The sequence below is a fragment of the Cryobacterium breve genome (genome assembly GCF_027594785.1).
In the GTDB taxonomy this organism is placed as follows: Bacteria; Actinomycetota; Actinomycetes; order Actinomycetales; family Microbacteriaceae; genus Cryobacterium; species Cryobacterium breve_A.
In genome coordinates, this window is record NZ_CP075584.1 from 2,822,733 (window position 1) to 2,842,651 (window position 19,919).

The following is a 19,919-nucleotide window of genomic DNA, read 5'->3' on the forward strand; positions in this document are numbered from 1 at the left end:
CCTCGCACCAGCCTCGCAACAGCCTCGCAACACCCCGAGTCACCGACCGAACCAGGAGCACACCATGAAGGCAGTATTCAACGGCACCACGATCGCCGAAGCCCCCCAGTCCGAGCTCGTCAAGATCGAAGGCAACTGGTACTTCCCGCCGGCAAGCGTCAAGCCCGGATTCCTCGTGGAGAGCGCGACCCCGTACACCTGCCCGTGGAAGGGTGAATGCCAGTACTTCAGCCTGCAGGACGGCGACACCCTGCTGCAGGACCGCGCCTGGAGCTACCCCACTCCGTACCCCGCGTCGTTCGACCGGGTCGGCCAGGACTACAGCGGCTACGTCGCCTTCTGGAAGGAAATCTCCGTCACCGAGTAGGTCAGGCGCGCGCTTGCGTCGAGCGCGCGTGTGCCCGCACGAGGTACCCGACCGAGCGCACGGCGATACTGCCGATCAGGAGGGTCACGGTGGCGAGGATGCCGGTTCCGGCGAACCCGGACACCCAGGCCCCCGACACCCACAGGCTCATGGCCGACCCGGTCCCGGCGCCGGGCGCGGCGGCACCTCCGATCCAGTGCAGGGCGTAGGTCCCGCTCGCCGCGGCCGTGAAGGTGAACGCCCAGAAGCCGAGGTCGAACCCGAGCCGCCAATAAGTGGCGAGCATCATCACCTGCACGAGGATCAGCAGCACGAACGTCCCGAGCAGGACGGTCTCGAGCGTGTCGAGCCGGCCGCCGTTGGAGGCGAACCAGGCGTTCCCCGCGACTGCGGGCGGGGCCGAGAAGATCGCGAACGTCGGCAGCAGGCGGGCAGGAAGGGCGGGTCGGAATGCCATCCTGCCGAGGATGAGCGCACCCAGCAGCATCCAGAACAGCAGCCCGACCCCGATAGACGCGACGCTCAGCGTCGTCCAGCCGAACGTTCCCGCCGACTGCCCGGCGATGAAGGCTGCGGCGACCGTCGGAAGAAAGTACCCGGCATGGAGTGTGTCGATGTCGCGCATCCGGAGAGCCAGCTGCGCGACCGACCACGACCCGAATACGAGCGCCGCGACCATGAACACGACGACGACCCCCTGCACCAGTCCGACCAGGAGCCCGGGGGCGATCCCGGCAGCGCCCCCGCAAGCGGATGCCCGGCACCGGAACCCGCGGATAGGGACACGGCGGCATGGGTGCCCAGCAGCATCCCGGTCGTGGGCGCGAGGGCGGCGAACGGTCCCTGGACCGGGTCGGCAAGGTCACCCCTGATCGTCCCCCCGTTGTTCCGGCTACGCACGAGGTAATTGGCGAGGACCGCAACCCAGGCGACGAGCCCGAACACCCACAGGGCCTCACCGATGCCAGCGGGCGTGCCGAGCACTCCCGCGGCCATCGTCCAGGTGCCGGCAAGGCCAGACAGTCCGAAAGGGATGCCGAAGCTGGTCAGCGGGGCCCGCCCGGTCCGCAGGACTCTCCGGAACGCACGAGGGGATGCCGGCATGATCGTTCCCCTCGGGCCGCTGTTGAACGGACAGATGTCCTCTCAATAGAATACTGGAGTCGGAGCGACCCGCGAAGAGGGCAGCGGGGGCCGTCAGCCGCGTGCGTTTCGTCCGATCGGTCCTCGGGCCGGCGTGCTCGGGAGACGCCCCAAGAGCCTGCTGACCCAACCGCATCTTCCCGCGGAGTAAGGACGCGCCCATCTTTGGGGTGACAATGGGCTGACAGGACTTGCGATCGCGCGTAGTAAAAGTAACGGACCGGCAGACATGGTGAGGCTCAGCGGCGGCGGCATGTACAGGCGGCGCATGGCGGAATCCGTGATCGACAAGCTGCTGCGCGAGCAGGGCGGAACGCCGGACCGTTCCCCGTGGCTTCGGTTCAGCGGGCGCTCACCGCTCAGCAAGCGCTGCGAGGGCTGGTATCTCGCCGCGCTCGGTGAGATCGCCGTCGGGAAGAGCCTCGAGGCGCTCAGGCTCCGACTGGACCGTCTTCCACGCGCTCCCGATCGGCCTCGAGGGCTGGGACATCGACCACCTGATCGTCGGCCCAGGCGGAGTGATCACCATCAACGCGAAGCAGCACCGCGGGGCACGCATCCTCGTCGACAAGTCCGTGCTGACCGTCAACGGACGCACCGTGCCCTACCTCCGTCACGCCGAGTTCGAGGCGAACCACGTCACCGACCTGATGAGCGACCGCCGTGCCCAGACCGCACCGGTGCGGCCGACGGTGGTCTTCGTCGGCGCGCGCGAGGTCAAGGTCAGGGCTCGCCCGCCGTTCGTCACGGTGCTCGACGTCGACGACCTCGTCGGCTGGCTCGAGGCTCTCCCGGTCGTGCTCGACCAGAATGAGTGCGGCCGGTTCACCGACCTGTTCGACAACCCGGCCATGTGGGCGAACGTGCCCGTCGAAACCGGTGACGACCTGATCGAACGCTTTGAGGTCCTCGACACGGAAGTCCGTGCGGCCGGCCGCCAGCGCCGCATCTACCTCCCGCTCGGGATCTTCCTCGGCAGCGCCGCCGGCTTCTTCGGGATCTTCGGGCTCGTGTCCGAGGCCCTGGGTCTCAGCGGCTGACGTCCCCTAACCGATTCGACGGAGTTTTTGGGTTTTACACGCGTGGAAACGCGTTTTAAGCGCTTTCCGGGCAAAGACTCCGTCGAATTCGTTAGGGCATTCTGGCCGGCGAGCGGGCGCGCAGGGGAGCAGGCAAGCGGATGCCGCCGACCGGGCGAACCGCTCGCCGCCGCTACCCGATGCTGTCGGCGTCCGCTGGAATCAACGGCAGGCCGAGCAGCACGCGCAGCTGGGCGTCGGTGAGTGCCACCCACGGTGAGGCGTCCGGATTCTCGGCCGCGGCATCCGGGCTGTCGCCCTGGGTCCACCACTTCGCCTCGAAGGCGCCGGTTTCGAAGAGCACCCGCTGGCCCTTGGTGTAGATCGTCGTACCGGACCATTCCGGGAAGCTGCCGGCCGGGAGCGTCAGCGTCGGCACCGGCGTCTCGCCGGCGAGCACCGGCCCGATCAGCCGCCACGGGGTCTCGGACGCCTGCAGCACGGGGTTGTCCGGCAGGTCGCCCTGGGTCCAGTACTTCGCCGAGTACACGTTGTGGTGCCACACGACCCGGGTGCCCTTCGGGTATGCGATCGTCACCGACCAGATCCGGTACGGGCTTGCCGCGGGCTCGTCCGTGGCGGCGGGGTTCTCCGTCGCGACACCGATCGGCTGCGCGGTCGAACTGTCGCCGGCGCTCGCGGCCGGGCTTCCGGTGAACGACGCACCGAGCACATCCGCGAACAGCACGGAACCCTGCTCGACGCCGCTGCACGAGTCGGAGACCTGCTTCACGTCCGGGTAGTTCGCCCCGCAGCTCGCATCGCGGTTGAGCGACCACATCGACATGCGGCCGACGCCGTTCGCGAGCGCGAAATCGTTGAGCGCCACGGCATCGGCGAGGGTGAAGATCTCGCCGGGCACGTCGTTCTGCCCGATCATCGCGGTCGCACCGAGCTTGTTCCAGAGCGCCTTCGACCCGAGCGGCTGGCCCGCCCGGCGGTAGAGCGTGGACAGCTGGCCGTGGGCGGACTGCAGGGCGCTCGTCGCGGCATCCGCCATCGACTGCCCGGCGGCACGTGAGGAGCCGAAGTCCATCGTCATCAGGTTCACGCCGCTGAGGTTGACGCCGGCCGTCAGCAACTGCGTCACCGCGTTCGTGCCGTCCTCGGTGAGGCCGTCCGGGGCCGTCGGCACGGTGAGCCAGATCGCGAGCGGGGCAGCGGATGCCGCGGCGGCCTTCTGCAGGGCGGCGAGCGCCACACCGCGGCGCGCCCCGGCATCCGTGTCAGTGAGGTTCGCGCCCTCGAGGTCCAGGTCGATGGTGCTCGGCTTGTAACGCTCGATCACCGAGGCATACGCGGCCTGGAGTGCTGCGGGATCGGTGCAGCCGACGGCGAGCTCCTGGTTGATCGCGCCGCCGAACGACACGATCACCTCTCCGCCCTGCTGGGTGCGGCGCGCCACGCGTCGGTCGAGGTCGAGGTCGTGCTCCGCTGCCGCCATCGTGTAGAAGGTGCCCCAGGTCGGCGTGCAGGCGGCGGTCGGGTCGGCGACGATGAAGGAGAGCACGACGTTGTCGCCCGCGGCGGAGACGGGATTCTCGAAGGCGAGGCTCGGCGTGGCCGTCACATCGACGTACCCGGCCATCCACGGCTTCGCGCTCACGGATGCGGCGTCGGCGATCTGGTTCCAGCCCTGGAAACCGGCGAAGATCAGCCCGGCGGCAACCACGATGACACCGATCAGTCGCACGACCGACAGGCGCCGACCTGGGAAACGTGTGGACATGGGACTCCTCGACCTCACTGTGGATTATGGCAGTTTTCGGTGCTACATCCGCCCCTAAACTGGGGGCACCGTACCGCCGCGGTTGTTTTTTCTCGCTTCGGTGCGGGCGCGAACCCGGTCCAGGAGGGTTCCTGCTCGTCTCAGATAGGAAACCCCACGTGGCTACACCGGAATCGACAACGAAGCGGGATGCCTCCGCGACGCCAGCGCCCGCGGGGTTCCCGCCGGCATCCGCGGAGATGGCCGACATCGGGAACGGACCGATCCGGGCTCGCCGCCGCCAATGGGGCGCGGAGCGGCGTAGCGAACCCCTCTCGATCGTGCACCCACGGCCGAGCTCCCGGGCGATCGCGGGGGCCCGAGTCGCCATCGTGGCGACGGTGGGCTTCTGGGCGTACTACCTCCTGACGACCATCGTGCGGTTGTTCGTCGACACCCCGCGCCCCGACTTCACCTTCACGATGGAGGCGATCGGCTACGCCATCGTGGTCACCTTCCTGACCTTCTCCGCGTCGATGTACCTTCTCGCGCGCCTCGGCGCGATGTACCGGCACCAGAGCCACGTGCGCGTGCCGCGCGGTGAGCTCGACCGGCACTTCGGCACCTACCAGCACGGGATCACCGTGCTCGTACCGTCGTATGCCGAGGAGACGCACGTCGTACGCGCGACCCTGTGGTCGGCGGCGCTGCAGGAATTCCCCGACCTCGGGATCGTGCTGCTCCTCGACGATGCGCCGTTCCCGACCGACCCCGAGACGCTGCGCGTGCTCAACGCGACCAGGGCGCTCGCCGGTGAGATCGGCGAGCGGCTTGCCGCGCCTGCCGCGCGGTTCCGGCTCGGCGCGGAGCGCAGGCTCGACCGGTTCGTCGATGACCCGCGGGTCACGGCGGCGGATGTCCGCGATCTCGCCGACGACTACGCCGCGGCCGCCGCGTGGCTGGAGGAGATGGCCGCGGCCGAGGAGGTGCTCGACCACGTCGACGAGTTCTTCGTCGACCAGGTCATCATGGGCGTGGCCCGCGAGCCTGCGGCTGAGCCTGCTCGCGCTCGAGTCGTCGGCCGCGGGCGCCGACTTCCCCGACGCCGACCAGATCGTGACCCTCTCGCTGCGCCTGGCCCGGATCTTCACCGCCCGGCTCGACTACTTCGAGCGCAAGAAGTATGCCTCCCTTTCACACGAGGCGAACAAGGCGATGAACCTCAACTCCTACATCGGCCTGATGGGCACGTCGTGGGTGACCGACCACACGGCCGAGGGCACGGTCCTGCGACGCGCTGTCGGGGATGCCGTGGGCGACTTCCCGGTGCCCGACACGGAATACCTGCTCACCCTCGACGCGGACTCCCTGCTGCTCAGGGACTACTGCGTGCGTCTCGTCCACCTGCTCGAGGAGCCCGAGAACGCCCGGGTGGCCGTCACGCAGACGCCGTATTCCTCGTTCCACGGGGCCCCGACGCGCATCGAGCGGATCGCCGGTGCGTCGACCGACCTGCAACATATGCTGCACCAGGGCATGACCTACTTCGACGCGACTTTCTGGGTCGGCGCGAACGCCGTCATCCGCAAGAAGGCCCTCGAGGACATCGTCGAGGTCGAGGAGGTCGGCGGCTTCGAGATCCGCACCTACATTCAGGACCGCACCGTGATCGAGGACACCGAGTCGAGCATCGACCTCGGCACTCACGGCTGGACCCTCGTCAACTACCCCGAACGCCTGAGCTACAGTGCCACCCCGCCCGACTTCGGCTCGCTCATCGTGCAGCGCCGGCGCTGGGCCAACGGCGGACTGCTCATCCTGCCGAAATTCTGGGACCAGGCTCCGGGAGCGCCGCTTCCGCCGCGAGCGGGTGCGCTGGAGCGAGGTGTTCCTCCGCACCAACTACATGGCCTCGATCGCCTGGTCGAGTTTCGGGCTCATCTTCCTGCTCGCCTTTCCATACGACAGCCGGCTGCTCAGCCCCTTCGTCTTCCTCGCCGCGCTGCCCTACTTCCTCGCGATGGGCACCGACCTGCGCGACGCCGGCCATCGGTTCAGCGACGTGTTCCGCATCTACGGCTTCAACCTCGTGCTGCTCCCCGTCAACCTCGCCGGGGTGCTCAAGTCGTTCCAGCAGATGTTCTCGGCCGAGAAAATCCCATTCGTGCGCACCCCGAAGGTGCTCAACCGCACGGCGGCGCCGGCGCTCTACGTGATCGTTCCCTACCTGATCGTGGCGTTCTCGCTGCTCACGCTCTACCGGGACATCAGCCATCAGAACGTCGGCAACGCCATCTTCGCCGCCTTCAATGCCGTCGCGACCGGCGCGGCGATCCTGATGTACATCGGCCTGTGGAACTCCGTCGTCGACGTGTGGCTCGGTCTGCTCAACTTCCTCTACGTTGACGTGAAGAAGCCGAAGCAGCCGGCAGGGTTCCGGATCGACCCCGGCGCGCCGGTCGACTGGCAGGGCATCCTCTACCACGGCGACCGACGGCTCAACCGGGACAGCCGCACCTCCCGGGACCGGCGCCGCCGGATCGGCGTGCGCTAGGCATCCGTCGCCCGTCGCGGTTCCCTGAGGTGTCGCAGATCGACGTTCGCGGGGCCCGCGAACCTCGATCTGCGACACTTCACGTGGGGCTCGACGTCGCGGCTCACCCCAACCCCTACGTGAGCGGCGACGTCGCAGGCCGGCGAGCGTCAGAGCGCGCGAGGTCCGCCCGCGGCGGACTCAGAGGCCGGCGGATGCCGAGGCCCGGCGTCGCACGGCGGCCGTGATCTCCCGGCTCCTCCAGTCGATGAGGTGATCGCGGCTGAAGCCGCGACCGCACAGCCCGCAGGCGAGGGCACGCGTCGGCCTCCGGTACCGATAGTGGATGTGGCCGGCCGGGCACGTGCCCACCCACGGGGCGAGTTCGTTGGCGATCTCGCCGTCGTGCGTGCGCTTGCCGTCGTAGCCGAGGTCGCGGGCGATGGCCTTCCACTTCGGGCCGTGGCCGGCGCGCGGACCGGCGAGCGCATGCCCGACCTCGTGGAGCAGGATCTGGTGCACCTCGTCGTCCTCGTAGCGGGAGGCGAGGTAGCGCGAGACGGTGATGCGTTTCGCCGTGAAGTTGCAGAGCCCGGCACGTTTTTTAGCGTTGTCGAACGCGAAGGTCCAGCCGGAGTCGAGGTGCAGGTCGATGAGCGCCTCGGCCCAGCGTCGCACGCGGGTGAGATCGGCCATCAGCGTGCCACCGCCGTTGCGGGCGGCGGATTCGCACCCGGCGCCACCCGGGTGCCGCGCGCCGGCGGGCTGGTCTGCACCACTCGAACGGAGTAGAGCCTGTCGTCGCCTGGGGCTGGGGTGCCGCGGCCATCCGTGTTGTTCGTCACAAACCACAGTGTCCCATCCGGGCCCGCTACCACGTCGCGCAGCCGGCCGAAGGTGTTGACAAACCACGCGGTCGCCACGCCTGTTGAGGAGTCGACCCGCCACAGTCGCTCGCCGCGCAGGGCCGCGACGAACAGAGTGTCCCCGACGATCGCGAGCCCGCTCGGGCTGGCCTCCGACGTGCGCCACTGCACGACCGGGTCGGTGTACCGGGAATCGTGCGCGATGCCCTCGGCCTCCGGCCAGCCGTAGTCTGCGCCGGGCGTGATCAGGTTGAGTTCGTCCCAGGTCGACTGCCCGAACTCGCTCGCCCACAGCCGGCCCCGGGAATCCCAGGCGATGCCCTGCGGATTCCGGTGCCCATACGAGTAGACGAGCGTCCCGAACGGATTGTCCGGCGGCACCGTGCCGGTCGGCGTCATCCGCAGGATCTTCCCGCCAAGCGACCCGAGGTCCTGCGCTCTCGCGGTGTCCCCGGCGTCGCCCGTCGTCGCGTAGAGCATGCCGTCCGGGCCGAAGCGGATGCGCCCGCCGTCGTGATTGCCCGCCCGAGGGATCCCCGAGAGCACCGGTTCGGGGCTCCCGAGCGCGAGGCTGCCGACGGTACCGGTGAGCGGCATCCGCACGATCTGGTTCGATTCGGCCCCGGTGAAATACGCGTACACCCAGCCCCCGGGGCCAGCGCTGGCGCCCGCCTCGACGCTCGCAGCGCTTCCGCTCGCGCCGCTGCCCGTCTCGCGAGCCGTGCTGCTGCTCGCGCCCGTGCCGGTCCCGCTCGCAGCAGTGGGACCGGCGAGGTAGGCGAGGCCGAGCAGCCCGCCCTCGCCCCGGGGGACCACCCCGGGAACCGTTCCGGCATCGCGGAGTCCGCCGGACACCAGCTCGCGCACGCGTGCGGTGCCCCGTTCACTGATCAGGGTGCCGCCGCCGGGCAACCGGAGGATCGACCACGGCGCCTCGAGGCCGGAGGCAAGGACGACGGGTTCCCCGGTCGGCTCGACGGGCCCTGCAGCCATGCCGGGGCCCGGTCCGGTGTTCGGTTCGCCCGGTTGGGCTCCGGGGTCAGGACTCGGCACACCGGTCGCGCCCGAGGACGAGGGCGTCCCGGGCGCCGGTTCCGTCGAGGTGGGCGCCGTCGGCACTCCCGTCCCGCCGGGAGTACCCGGCACCCCGGACGTGCACGCCGCGAGCAACACGGTGACTGCCGAGAGCAGCGAGAGCAGCGTGAGCCGCCCGAGCACCCGACAGGCGTGCTGCGCCGCGCCGCGCCGCTGCCCCTGCCGCTGTGCCGTCACCTGCCGCTGTGCCGTCACCTGCCCCTGTGCCGTCACCTGCCCCCGCGCCGTTGCCGACGTAGCGCCGTGCCGCAGCGCAGTCGACTGCGCCGTCATCTGCGCCGACCGTTGCGCCGGCCTGCACTCGTCCACTTCGACCTCCCTACTTCTCCTGCGCCGGCCCACCGTCGAGGGGCCTGCCGTGCCGTGTGCTGGGCATCCGGTGAAGTGTGCGGGACCGGCCGCGCCCGTTCCTCCAGAATGCCCCCGTCCACCGACATCGACCACTGGGTTGCCGCAGCGCCCTCCGTGTGTTCCATTCCCGCGGACCTCTCGCGAGACGGGTTGCGCGAATGAGGGTGAGGCGTCGAGAGCGGATGCCGTCCGCACTTCGCGCGCGCAGCGTCCGCCGTCGCGCCCGTTTGCGCACACCGCTCCCGCATCGGCGGGCGCGGCTTGCGGATACCGGCGCGGGCGTGGGCGGGGAGGGTGAGGCGTCGAGAGCGGATGCCGTCCGCACTTCGCGCGCGCAGCGTCCGCCGTCGCGCCCGTTTGCGCGGCCCGCTCTCGCATCGGCGGGCGCGGCCTGCGGATACCGGCGCGGGCGTGGGCGCAGAGGGGCGCGGTGTGCGGAAACCGGCGCGGGCGTGGGCGGGGAGGGTGAGGCGTCGAGAGCGGATGCCGTCCGCACTTCGCGCGGGCAGCGTCCGCCGTCGCGCCCGTTTGCGCGGCCCGCTCCCGCATCGGCGGGCGCGGCCTGCGGATACCGGCGCGGGCGTGGGCGCAGAGGGGCGCGGTGTGCGGAAACCGGCGCGGGCGCCGGCGCAGGCGCAGGCGGGCGCTGGACCGCTAGCGGCCCTGGCCTCGCTCGGCGATGATGGACTCGACGACCGCGACGGCCAGAAGAGACCCTTCGAGCTGATCGACGGATGCCCCGGCCTTCTCCCGCAGGAACACGGCGGCGGTGAGGTCCGTGAGAGCCCCCTCGAGGTCGCCTTGCTCGAACAGGACCTTGCCGCGGTTCTCCCGCGCGAACGCGGCGACCGCGCTCCACTCGTGCGTCTCCGCCTCGAGAACGCAGTGGGTGAGCTCGCTCGCGGCTTCATCGAGCTTGCCCTGGAACTGCATCACCTGGGCCCGGCGGATGCGGCTGGCCGCGAGTTCCTCCCGGGACCCGGTGAACCGGGCCTGCCGCAGGGCGGCGTTGGCCATGTCGAAGGCCTCGTCGAGGCGTCCGATGAGGCGCAGCAGCGCGATCTTCTCGTTGAGCGCGGACAGGCTGCGCAACTCGCCGAGTTCGTCGAGGCGCTGCCCGGCGGCAAGCAGGTCGACTTTCTCACGGAGAGTGACGGCGTCGTAACCAATGATGATGGGCAGGGTGTAGTCCTGAGGCAAGGGCGGCCGGGTGTGCCGCGGACGATCGGGTTCCCTAACAGGATAACCCGGGCGCCGCCCTCAGACGGGGGTGCCGCGCGCCGAGTCTCAGTCTGAGAGCGGATGCCCGCTCCGCCGAGAACGCGACAGGTCCCGTTCCTGCTGAGGGTCGCCGGTGCACCGGCGACCCTCGACACAACCGGGACACCTCTGGACAGCTCGGGATCCCGGCCTCAGCCGGGCCGCAGGCAGGTCCCGTCGTGCTCCGGCTCAGTTGCCGATCTGGAACACCGTGCGGCCGGGCAGCGGGGACGGCGTCGCCGTCGCATCCGTCGTCACGAGCGCGCTCGCCATGAACTGCCGCAGGCTCCGCGCCCTCGACGACCTTGGCCGGGTGCGGGCCGCCGGCGAGCAGCCGGGGCACCCAGGTCAGGTCGACCGCGGTGAGCGTCGCGACGAGCACGATGTTGCCGAAGCGGCGGCCCTTGAGCACCTGGGTCTCGGCGAGGCCGATCACGTGCGGGAACACCGCGGAGAGCGTCGCCGCCTGGGCGCGCGCGAAGGCCAACCCGGGGCCGTCGGCCACGTTCACGACGAGCACCCCGCGGGGGCTCAGCAGCGGCCGGGCGAGCTCGTAGAACTCGCGGCTGGTCACGTGGGCGGGGGTGCGCGCCCCCGAGAAGATGTCGACGACGACGAGGTCGGTGGTGCCGTGCAGCCCGGCCGGCAGCTTGGCGAGCACCTCGCGGGCGTCGCCGTGCCGCACCCGCAGGTTCGCGCGCTTGTCCCAGGGCAGCTCGGCGCGCACGAAGTCGATCAGGTCGCTCTCGATCTCCACGACCTGCTGCCGCGAGCCGGGCCGGGTCGCCTCGACGTACCGGGGGAGCGTGAGCGCACCTGCGCCGAGGTGAACGGCTGTGATCGGTTCGCCGACGTCGCCGAGCAGGTCGATGACGTGCCCGATCCGCTGCACGTACTCGAAGAACAACTCGTCGGGGTTGTCGATGTTCACGTGCGACTGCGGCGTGCCGTCGACGACGAGCTCGAAACTTCCCGGCACGAACCGGTCCGGCTGGACCTCCGCGACCATCCCACTCAGCTTCAACGTGACCGACGGATGCTGCACTTCAGACCTGCTCATCCCCCCAGTCTCCCCCAATCACCCCCCACCACCACTCCGCGAGAGTACGAATTAGGCCCTCTCAGCGGCGTCGAAAGGGCCATTTCTCCGCTCTCGCGGAAGGTGGGCGGCGGGTCGCAGGGGTGAGCGAGGGGGCGGATGCGGCGGGTTATACCTGAGAAAATGGTGAAGGTCAAGATTGGGGTGGACATAGGGGAAAAGACAGCCTATAGTTGATCTTTGCGCTCCCAGACAAATTCATGCCTTCATATTGCGGTCGGCTTTGCGTGCTCAAGCCACCTTGAGGCATACCTCGTATCAAACTGAGGGTCTGGGGAGCGTACTCGGAATTCATTACTAACAGTGACTAGACCTGACGGGGTCTACGGAGGTTATTTCCTTGGCTGCTGCGCGCAACGCAACCACCAACTCACCCAAGAACGGCCGCGCTGCAGGGCGTCTGTCGTTCGCAAAGATCACAGACAATCTGACGGTCCCGGATCTGCTCGCCTTGCAGACGGAGTCCTTCGATTGGCTTGTCGGAAACGACAAGTGGAAGAAGCGTGTCGAAGAAGGCCAGGCGCAAGGTCGCCAGGACCTCCCGACCCGCACCGGGCTCGACGAGATCTTCGAAGAGATCTCCCCGATCGAGGACCTCGGCGAAACGATGCAGCTGTCGTTCACGAACCCCGAGCTCGAGCCTGAGAAGTACACCATTGACGAGTGCAAGGAAAAGGGCAAGACCTATTCCGCACCCCTCTATGTGAACGCTGAGTTCATGAACCACCTCACCGGTGAGATCAAGACCCAGACCGTGTTCATGGGTGACTTCCCGCTGATGACCCCCAAGGGCACCTTCGTGATCAACGGCACCGAGCGTGTCGTCGTTTCACAGCTCGTGCGCTCGCCCGGTGTGTACTTCAACCGTGAGCAGGAGAAGACGTCCGACAAGGACATCTACTCCGCCCGCGTCATCCCGAGCCGTGGAGCCTGGCTCGAATTCGAGATCGACAAGCGCGACCAGGTCGGCGTTCGCATCGACCGCAAGCGCAAGCAGTCCGTGACCGTGTTCCTCAAGGCACTCGGCCTCACGAGCGAGCAGATCCTCGAAGAGTTCAAGGGCTTCGCGTCCATCGAGCCTCACCCTTGAGAAGGACAACATCCTCACCAAGGAAGAAGCCCTCAAGGACATCTACCGCAAGCTGCGCCCGGGAGAGCAGGTCGCCGCTGAGGCAGCCCGCGCGCTCCTCGACAACTTCTTCTTCAACTCCAAGCGTTACGACCTGGCCAAGGTTGGTCGTTACAAGATCAACCGCAAGCTCGGCATCGAAGCGCCGCTCAGGCTCCTCCGTGCTGACCCTGGAAGACATCCTCGCCACGATCAAGTACCTGGTTGCCCTTCACGACAACCAGACCACGATCGCCGGCATCCGTGAGGGCGTCCCCACCGACATCCGCATCGACATCGACGACATCGACCACTTCGGCAACCGTCGTATCCGCGCCGTCGGCGAGCTCATCCAGAACCAGGTCCGCACCGGCCTGTCCCGCATGGAGCGCGTCGTCCGCGAGCGCATGACCACGCAGGACATCGAAGCGATCACCCCGCAGACCCTGATCAACGTGCGCCCCGTCGTCGCCGCGATCAAGGAGTTCTTCGGTACCTCGCAGCTGTCGCAGTTCATGGACCAGAACAACCCGCTCGCCGGCCTCACGCACAAGCGCCGCTTGTCCGCGCTCGGCCCGGGTGGTCTGTCCCGTGACCGCGCCGGCGTCGAGGTGCGAGACGTTCACCCCTCGCACTACGGCCGCATGTGCCCGATTGAAACCCCGGAAGGCCCGAACATCGGCCTGATCGGTTCGCTCGCCTCGTTCGCGCGGATCAACGCCTTCGGATTCATCGAGACCCCGTACCGTCGCGTCGTCGACGGCGTCATCACGACGACCATCGACTACCTGACCGCGAGCGAAGAAGACGAGTTCATCGTCGCCCAGGCCAACGCGCCGCTGACCAAGGACGCCCGGTTCGCCGAGCCCCGAGTCCTCGCACGTAAGAAGGGTGGCGAGGTCGACCTCTTCCCCGCCGAAGACATCGGCTACATGGATGTCTCCCCGCGCCAGATGGTGTCCGTCGCGACGTCCCTCATCCCGTTCCTCGAGCACGACGATGCGAACCGCGCCCTCATGGGTGCGAACATGCAGCGTCAGGCCGTTCCTCTCCTCATGAGTGACAGCCCGCTCGTCGGCACCGGCATGGAGGTCTTCGCGGCCATCGACGCCGGCGACGTCATCACCGCCGAGAAGTCGGGTGTGGTGATGGAGGTTTCGGCCGACGTCGTCACCATCCAGCTCGACGAGGGTGGCACGCAGGACTACTACATGCGCAAGTTCGCGCGCTCCAACCAGGGCACGAGCTACAACAACCGCGTCATGGTCACCGCCGGTGAGCGGATCGAAGCCGGCGAGGTCATCGCCGACGGTCCCGCAACCGACAACGGAGAGCTCGCCCTCGGAAAGAACCTCCTCGTGGCATTCATGCCGTGGGAAGGCTACAACTACGAGGACGCGATCATCCTGAGCCAGAACCTGGTCAAGGACGACACCCTCTCCTCGATTCACATCGAGGAATACGAGGTCGACGCCCGCGACACCAAGCTCGGCAAGGAAGAGATCACCCGCGACCTGCCGAACGTCTCCCCGGATCTGCTTGCAGACCTGGACGAGCGTGGCATCATCCGCATCGGCGCCGAGGTTCGCCCCGGCGACATCCTGGTCGGAAAGGTCACGCCGAAGGGCGAGACCGAGCTTTCCGCCGAGGAACGCCTGCTGCGCGCCATCTTCAACGAGAAGAGCCGCGAAGTTCGCGACACCTCGCTCAAGGTGCCCCACGGTGAGCGCGGAACGATCATCGGCGTCAAGGTGTTCGACTCGCAGGATGGCGACGACGAGCTCGGCTCGGGCGTCAACCAGCGTGTTGCCGTCTTCATCGCCCAGAAGCGCAAGATCACCGAGGGTGACAAGCTCGCCGGCCGTCACGGCAACAAGGGTGTTATTTCCCGCATCCTGCCCATCGAGGACATGCCGTTCCTCGCCGACGGAACCCCGGTCGACATCATCCTCAACCCGCTCGGTATCCCGGGTCGCATGAACTTCGGCCAGGTGCTCGAAACGCACCTCGGCTGGATTGCGAAGCAGGGCTGGGACGTGGAAGGCAAGCCCAAGTGGGCCGCCAACCTGCCCGAGCAGGCGCACCACGCCGCACCGAACACCAAGGTCTCCACCCCGGTGTTCGACGGCGCGTTCGAGATCGAGATCGAGGGTCTCCTCGACTCCACGACCCCGACCCGCGACGGCGTGCGCATGATCGACTCCACCGGTAAGACCCAGCTCTTCGACGGCCGCTCCGGCGAGCCGTTCCCGAACCCGGTCTCCGTTGGCTACATGTACATCCTGAAGCTGCACCACCTCGTCGACGACAAGATCCACGCTCGTTCGACCGGTCCGTACTCCATGATCACGCAGCAGCCGCTGGGTGGTAAGGCGCAGTTCGGTGGCCAGCGATTCGGTGAGATGGAGGTCTGGGCGCTCGAAGCATACGGTGCTGCGTACGCCCTGCAGGAGCCTCCTGACCATCAAGAGCGACGACATCCTCGGCCGCGTCAAGGTCTACGAGGCCATCGTCAAGGGTGAGAACATCCAGGAGCCCGGCATCCCCGAGAGCTTCAAGGTCCTCATCAAGGAAATGCAGTCCCTGTGCCTGAACGTCGAGGTGCTGTCCTCGGACGGAACCGCCGTCAGCCTGCGCGACACGGATGACGAGGTGTTCCGCGCTGCGGAAGAGCTCGGCATCAACATTTCCACCCGCTTCGAATCATCCTCGATCGACGACATCTAGGGCCGGGCAGAATGACAAATACTCCGAACACTCTTCAAGGAGAGAAATTGCTCGACGTAACCACGTTTGACGAGCTTCGAATTGGCCTGGCGACCGCAGACGACATCCGTCGCTGGTCGCACGGTGAGGTCAAGAAGCCCGAAACCATCAACTACCGCACGCTCAAGCCGGAAAAAGACGGCCTGTTCGGCGAGCAGATCTTCGGACCGTCCCGGGACTGGGAATGCTCATGCGGTAAGTACAAGCGAGTTCGCTTCAAAGGAATCGTCTGCGAGCGTTGTGGCGTAGAGGTCACCAAGTCGTCGGTGCGTCGTGAGCGGATGGGCCACATCGAGCTCGCCGCCCCCGTCACCCACATCTGGTACTTCAAGGGAGTCCCCTCCCGTCTCGGCTACCTGCTGGACATGGCACCGAAGGACCTCGAAAAGGTCATCTACTTCGCTGCGTACATGGTCATCACGGTCGACGAAGACGGCCGTCACCAGGACATGCCCGGCCTTGAGAACGAGCTTCGCCTCGAGATCAAGACCCTCGAAGGCCAGCGCGATTCCCGGATCGCCGACCGTCTCGTGCGCCTCGAAACCGACCTCGCAGCACTTGAGGCCGAGGGCGCCAAGAGCGACCAGAAGAAGCGCACCAAGGACGCCGCCGAGAAGGAAATGGGGCAGGTCCGCAAGTCCCTCGACGAGCAGATCGCGCACCTCGAGCGCGTGTGGGAAGACTTCCGCACCCTCAAGGTCGGCGACCTCAAGCCCGAGGACAGCGTCTTCCACGAGCTCCAGGACCGTTTCGGCATGTACTTCGAGGCCTACATGGGCGCCGAAGCCATCAAGAAGCGCCTGCTGGCCTTCGACCTGGTCACCGAGAGCGAGAACCTGCACCTGCAGATCGCCGAGGGCAAGGGCCAGAAGAAGATCCGCGCCATCAAGCGTCTCCGCGTGGTCAACGCCTTCATCATGACCGGCAACTCGCCGGCCGCGATGGTGCTCGACGTCGTCCCGGTCATCCCGCCCGAACTGCGCCCGATGGTGCAGCTCGACGGTGGCCGATTCGCAACGAGCGACCTCAACGACCTCTACCGTCGTGTGATCAACCGCAACAACCGCCTGCGTCGTCTGCTTGACCTCGGTGCCCCCGAGATCATCGTGAACAACGAGAAGCGGATGCTGCAGGAAGCTGTCGACGCACTGTTCGACAACGGTCGTCGTGGCCGTCCCGTCACCGGTACCGGCAACCGCGCGCTCAAGTCCCTGAGCGACATGCTCAAGGGCAAGCAGGGTCGTTTCCGCCAGAACCTCCTCGGCAAGCGCGTCGACTACTCGGGCCGTTCGGTCATCGTCGTCGGCCCGCAGCTTAGCTGCACCAGTGTGGTCTGCCCAAGCAGATGGCACTCGAGCTGTTCAAGCCGTTCGTGATCAAGCGCCTGATCGACCTGAGCCACGCTCAGAACATCAAGGCCGCCAAGCGCATGGTCGAACGCTCACGCCCGCAGGTCTGGGACGTGCTCGAGGAGATCATCCGCGAGCGCCCCGTGCTGTTGAACCGTGCGCCCACCTTGCACCGCCTGGGCATCCAGGCCTTCGAGCCTCAGCTCGTCGAGGGTAAGGCCATCCAGCTGCACCCGCTCGTGTGTGCCGCGTTCAACGCCGACTTCGACGGCGACCAGATGGCTGTGCACCTGCCGCTGTCCATGGAGGCCCAGGCCGAAGCGCGCATCCTGATGCTCGCCTCGAACAACATCCTGAAGCCGTCTGACGGTCGCCCGGTGACCCTGCCCACCCAGGACATGATCATCGGCCTGCACCACCTCACGACCCTCAAGGAAGGCGTGATCGGCGAAGGCCGCGCGTTCTCCTCGGTCGCCGAGGCGATTCTCGCGTTCGACCAGAAGTCGCTCGACATCAACGCCAAGGTTCGCATCCGCCTGACCGACAAGTACTTCGCAGAGGGCACCCAGCCCGAAGGCGTCGAGCTCGTCAACGGCCAGGCCGTCGGTACCGTGCTCGTCACCACGACGCTCGGCCGCGCGATCTTCAACGAGACGATGCCGGTCGACTACGCGTACTTCGAGAAGGTTGCCGACAAGGGTTCCATGTCGGCCATCGTCAACGACCTCGCGGAGCGGTACCCGAAGGTGGAAGTAGCGGCAACGCTCGACCGCATCAAGGACGCCGGCTTCTACTGGGCCACCCGCTCCGGTGTGACCGTCGCGCTCAGCGACATCCTCACCCCGCCGGACAAGCCCGAGATCGTCGCCCGCTACGAGAAGCTCGCCGCCAAGGTGCAGTCGCAGTTCGAGAAGGGTCTCACGACCGACCTCGAGCGTCGCCAGGAGCTCATTCAGATCTGGACCAAGGCGACCGAAGACGTCGCCGCGGCCATGCAGAAGAACTTCCCGGCCGACAACACCATCAACCGGATGGTCACATCGGGTGCTCGTGGTAACTGGCTGCAGGTGCGTAACATCGCCGGCATGCGAGGCCTCGTGAACAACCCGAAGGGTGAGATCATCCCTCGCCCGATCATCTCGAGCTACCGCGAAGGCCTGTCCGTCGCCGAGTACTTCATTGCTACTCACGGTGCTCGCAAGGGTCTGGCCGACACCGCCCTCCGTACCGCCGACTCGGGGTACCTCACCCGTCGTCTCGTGGACGTCTCGCAGGATGTCATCATCCGTGAAGACAACTGTGGAACGACCAAGGGCCTCGAGCCTGCCGATCGCGATCGTCGACCCGCTCGGCAAACTGGTTCGCCACCCCAACGTGGAGAACGCGGTCTACGCCCGCAGCCTGGCCGCAGCAGCGGTCAACGCCGCAGGCGAGGTTGTCGCCGAAGCCGGCGACGACGTCGGAGACGTGCTGATCGAGAAGCTGGTCGAGGCCGGCATCGAGACCATCAAGGTGCGTTCCGTGCTGACGTGTGAGTCTGCCGTCGGTGTGTGTGCGGTCTGCTACGGCCGTTCGCTCGCGACCGGCCTGCTCGTGGACATCGGAGAGGCCGTCGGCATCATCGCCGCACAGTCGATCGGTGAGCCCGGCACGCAGCTGACCATGCGTACCTTCCACACCGGTGGTTCGGCATCCGCTGACGACATCACCCAGGGTCTGCCGCGCGTCCAGGAGCTCTTCGAAGCACGTACCCCCAAGGGTGCGTCGCCCATCGTCGACACCGCCGGACGCATCACGATCGAGGACACCGACCGCAGCCGGAAGGTCATCCTGACCCCCGACAACGGCGACGAGCCGATCGCGTACCCGGTGCTCAAGCGCTCCACCCTCCTCGTTGAGGATGGCCAGCACGTCGAGCTCGGCACGCAGATCATCATCGGTGCCGTCGACCCGAAGGAAGTTCTTCGCGTCAAGGGTGTCCGGGCCGTGCAGAAGCACATCGTCGGTGGCGTCCAGGACGTCTACCGGTCGCAGGGTGTGCCGATTCACGACAAGCACATCGAGGTCATCGTCCGCCAGATGCTCCGCAAGGTCACCGTCGTCGAACACGGCGACACCGGCCTGCTCCCCGGCGAGCTCGTCGACCGGTTGAAGTACAACGAACTCAACCGTGCGGCACTCACCGAGGGCAAGAAGACGGCATCCGCTCGTCAGGAAGTCATGGGTATCACCAAGGCGTCCCTGGCGACCGAGTCCTGGCTGTCGGCCGCTTCCTTCCAGGAAACCACCCGGGTTCTCACCCAGGCGGCCATGGAAGGCAAGAGCGACCCGCTGATGGGCCTCAAGGAGAACGTCATCATCGGAAAGCTGATCCCGGCAGGCACCGGACTGCCCCGTTACCGCGACGTCACCGTCGAGGCAACGGAGGAGGCCAAGGCCGAGCGTTACCCGAACCGCATCTTCACCGATGATGCAGCGTTCAACGAGGGTGACCTGAGCTTCGTCGACTTCGACAGCTTCTCGTCCGACGACTTCACGCCCGGTACCTACAAGTAGCGTGTAGTTCTCACACAACGGATGCCCCCTCACTTCGGTGAGGGGGCATCCGTCGTTAAGTCCGCTCCCCCGGTGCACGCGGCGGCTCTCGACGGAAGGGGTGGTGTGGCGTGCGGGGCCGCGCGGGTACCCTTTAACGGGGGCGTTGGCTTTCCGCGTCTCGTGAGCACGGGGGCAGCATGCAACAACTGGCACGCATCAGCGCGGCCGTCACCGGGGCGATGGGACTCATCGTGCTCGCAGGCTGGTACCTCGGCGCGAGCACCCTACCGGCCCCGTTCGCAGGCCCCTGGTCGATGAAGCCGACGGCGGCCCTCGCTCTCCTCGTGCTGTCGCTTGCCCTGTTCCTGCTCGAGCGGCGTCGGGTGGCGCTGGTCCTGGGGCTTACCGTCGCCCTGATCGGCGCCCTCACCCTCTCCGAAGACATCCTGGGCGTGACCCTCGGCATCGACCGACTGCTGCCCGGCATCGCCCTCGGCGGCCAGGAACCGCGCATGGCGCCTGCAACGGCCGTTTCACTCATCCTGCTGGGTATCGCCGTCTGCGCGAGCCTGCTGCCTCGGGCTTCCTGGATGCTCGGCCTCGCCTTCGGCTCTCTGACCGTGAGCCTGCTCGCATTGCTCGGCTACGCCTACGGGG

The 19,919-nt window shown here is 67.4% G+C and carries 9 protein-coding genes and 5 pseudogenes; 6 read left to right on the top strand and 8 right to left on the bottom strand.

The genetic code is table 11. The annotated features are described in order from the left end of the window. The first annotated feature begins 64 nt into the window (after window positions 1-64). Entirely contained in the window at window positions 65-367 is a 303-nt protein-coding gene (locus tag KIV56_RS13885; RefSeq protein WP_281533902.1) for a DUF427 domain-containing protein, read from the top strand. Between the two features lies 1 nt (window position 368). On the opposite strand, the gene KIV56_RS13890 is transcribed toward KIV56_RS13885, so the two are convergent. Both KIV56_RS13890 and KIV56_RS20500 read right to left on the bottom strand, forming a co-directional pair. Beyond that, window positions 369-1,070: a hypothetical protein gene (locus KIV56_RS13890; protein WP_281533903.1), complete on the bottom strand. Its 702-nt coding sequence runs from the start codon at window positions 1,068-1,070 to the stop codon at window positions 369-371. 92 nt (window positions 1,071-1,162) lie between these two features. Next, a pseudogene (locus KIV56_RS20500) lies at window positions 1,163-1,471 on the bottom strand (hypothetical protein); the annotation flags it as partial. 437 nt (window positions 1,472-1,908) lie between these two features. Here KIV56_RS20500 and KIV56_RS13895 point away from each other — a divergent pair. Continuing rightward, a complete protein-coding gene (locus KIV56_RS13895; protein ID WP_281533904.1) occupies window positions 1,909-2,550 on the top strand; it encodes a nuclease-related domain-containing protein in 642 nt (213 codons plus the stop codon). A 172-nt stretch (window positions 2,551-2,722) separates the two neighbouring features. Here the strand turns inward: KIV56_RS13895 and KIV56_RS13900 are convergent, their stop codons facing one another. After that, window positions 2,723-4,318, bottom strand: a complete 1,596-nt coding sequence (locus KIV56_RS13900) for a chitinase (protein WP_281533905.1) — start codon at window positions 4,316-4,318, stop codon at window positions 2,723-2,725. Between the two features lie 140 nt (window positions 4,319-4,458). Then, on the bottom strand, window positions 4,459-5,448 hold the full coding sequence (locus tag KIV56_RS19885) for a hypothetical protein (protein WP_348648400.1): 990 nt from the start codon (window positions 5,446-5,448) through the stop codon (window positions 4,459-4,461). 91 nt (window positions 5,449-5,539) lie between these two features. Here KIV56_RS19885 and KIV56_RS19890 point away from each other — a divergent pair. Further along, window positions 5,540-6,058 (top strand): annotated as a pseudogene (locus KIV56_RS19890) (glycosyltransferase family 2 protein); the annotation flags it as partial. A 109-nt stretch (window positions 6,059-6,167) separates the two neighbouring features. Then, entirely contained in the window at window positions 6,168-6,851 is a 684-nt protein-coding gene (locus KIV56_RS19895; RefSeq protein ID WP_348648588.1) for a hypothetical protein, read from the top strand. A 180-nt stretch (window positions 6,852-7,031) separates the two neighbouring features. Here the strand turns inward: KIV56_RS19895 and KIV56_RS13910 are convergent, their stop codons facing one another. The 4 genes and pseudogenes from KIV56_RS13910 to KIV56_RS13925 form a co-directional block, all read right to left on the bottom strand. Next, window positions 7,032-7,526, bottom strand: a complete 495-nt coding sequence (locus KIV56_RS13910) for a SprT-like domain-containing protein (protein ID WP_281533906.1) — start codon at window positions 7,524-7,526, stop codon at window positions 7,032-7,034. After that, window positions 7,526-8,914, bottom strand: coding sequence for a PQQ-dependent sugar dehydrogenase (locus tag KIV56_RS13915; RefSeq protein WP_281533907.1), 1,389 nt, complete (start codon window positions 8,912-8,914; stop codon window positions 7,526-7,528). The genes KIV56_RS13910 and KIV56_RS13915 overlap by 1 nt, the downstream gene beginning before the upstream one ends. Window positions 8,915-9,796: 882 nt before the next feature. Then, complete coding sequence (locus KIV56_RS13920; RefSeq protein WP_281533908.1) at window positions 9,797-10,342, bottom strand: hypothetical protein; 546 nt, start codon at window positions 10,340-10,342, stop codon at window positions 9,797-9,799. Window positions 10,343-10,591: 249 nt separating this feature from the next. Further along, window positions 10,592-11,462 (bottom strand): annotated as a pseudogene (locus KIV56_RS13925) (spermidine synthase). Between the two features lie 379 nt (window positions 11,463-11,841). Here KIV56_RS13925 and rpoB point away from each other — a divergent pair. Further along, window positions 11,842-15,336: pseudogene (rpoB, locus tag KIV56_RS13930) on the top strand (DNA-directed RNA polymerase subunit beta). Between the two features lie 47 nt (window positions 15,337-15,383). Continuing rightward, window positions 15,384-19,280 (top strand): annotated as a pseudogene (locus KIV56_RS13935) (DNA-directed RNA polymerase subunit beta'). Window positions 19,281-19,919: the final 639 nt, after the last annotated feature.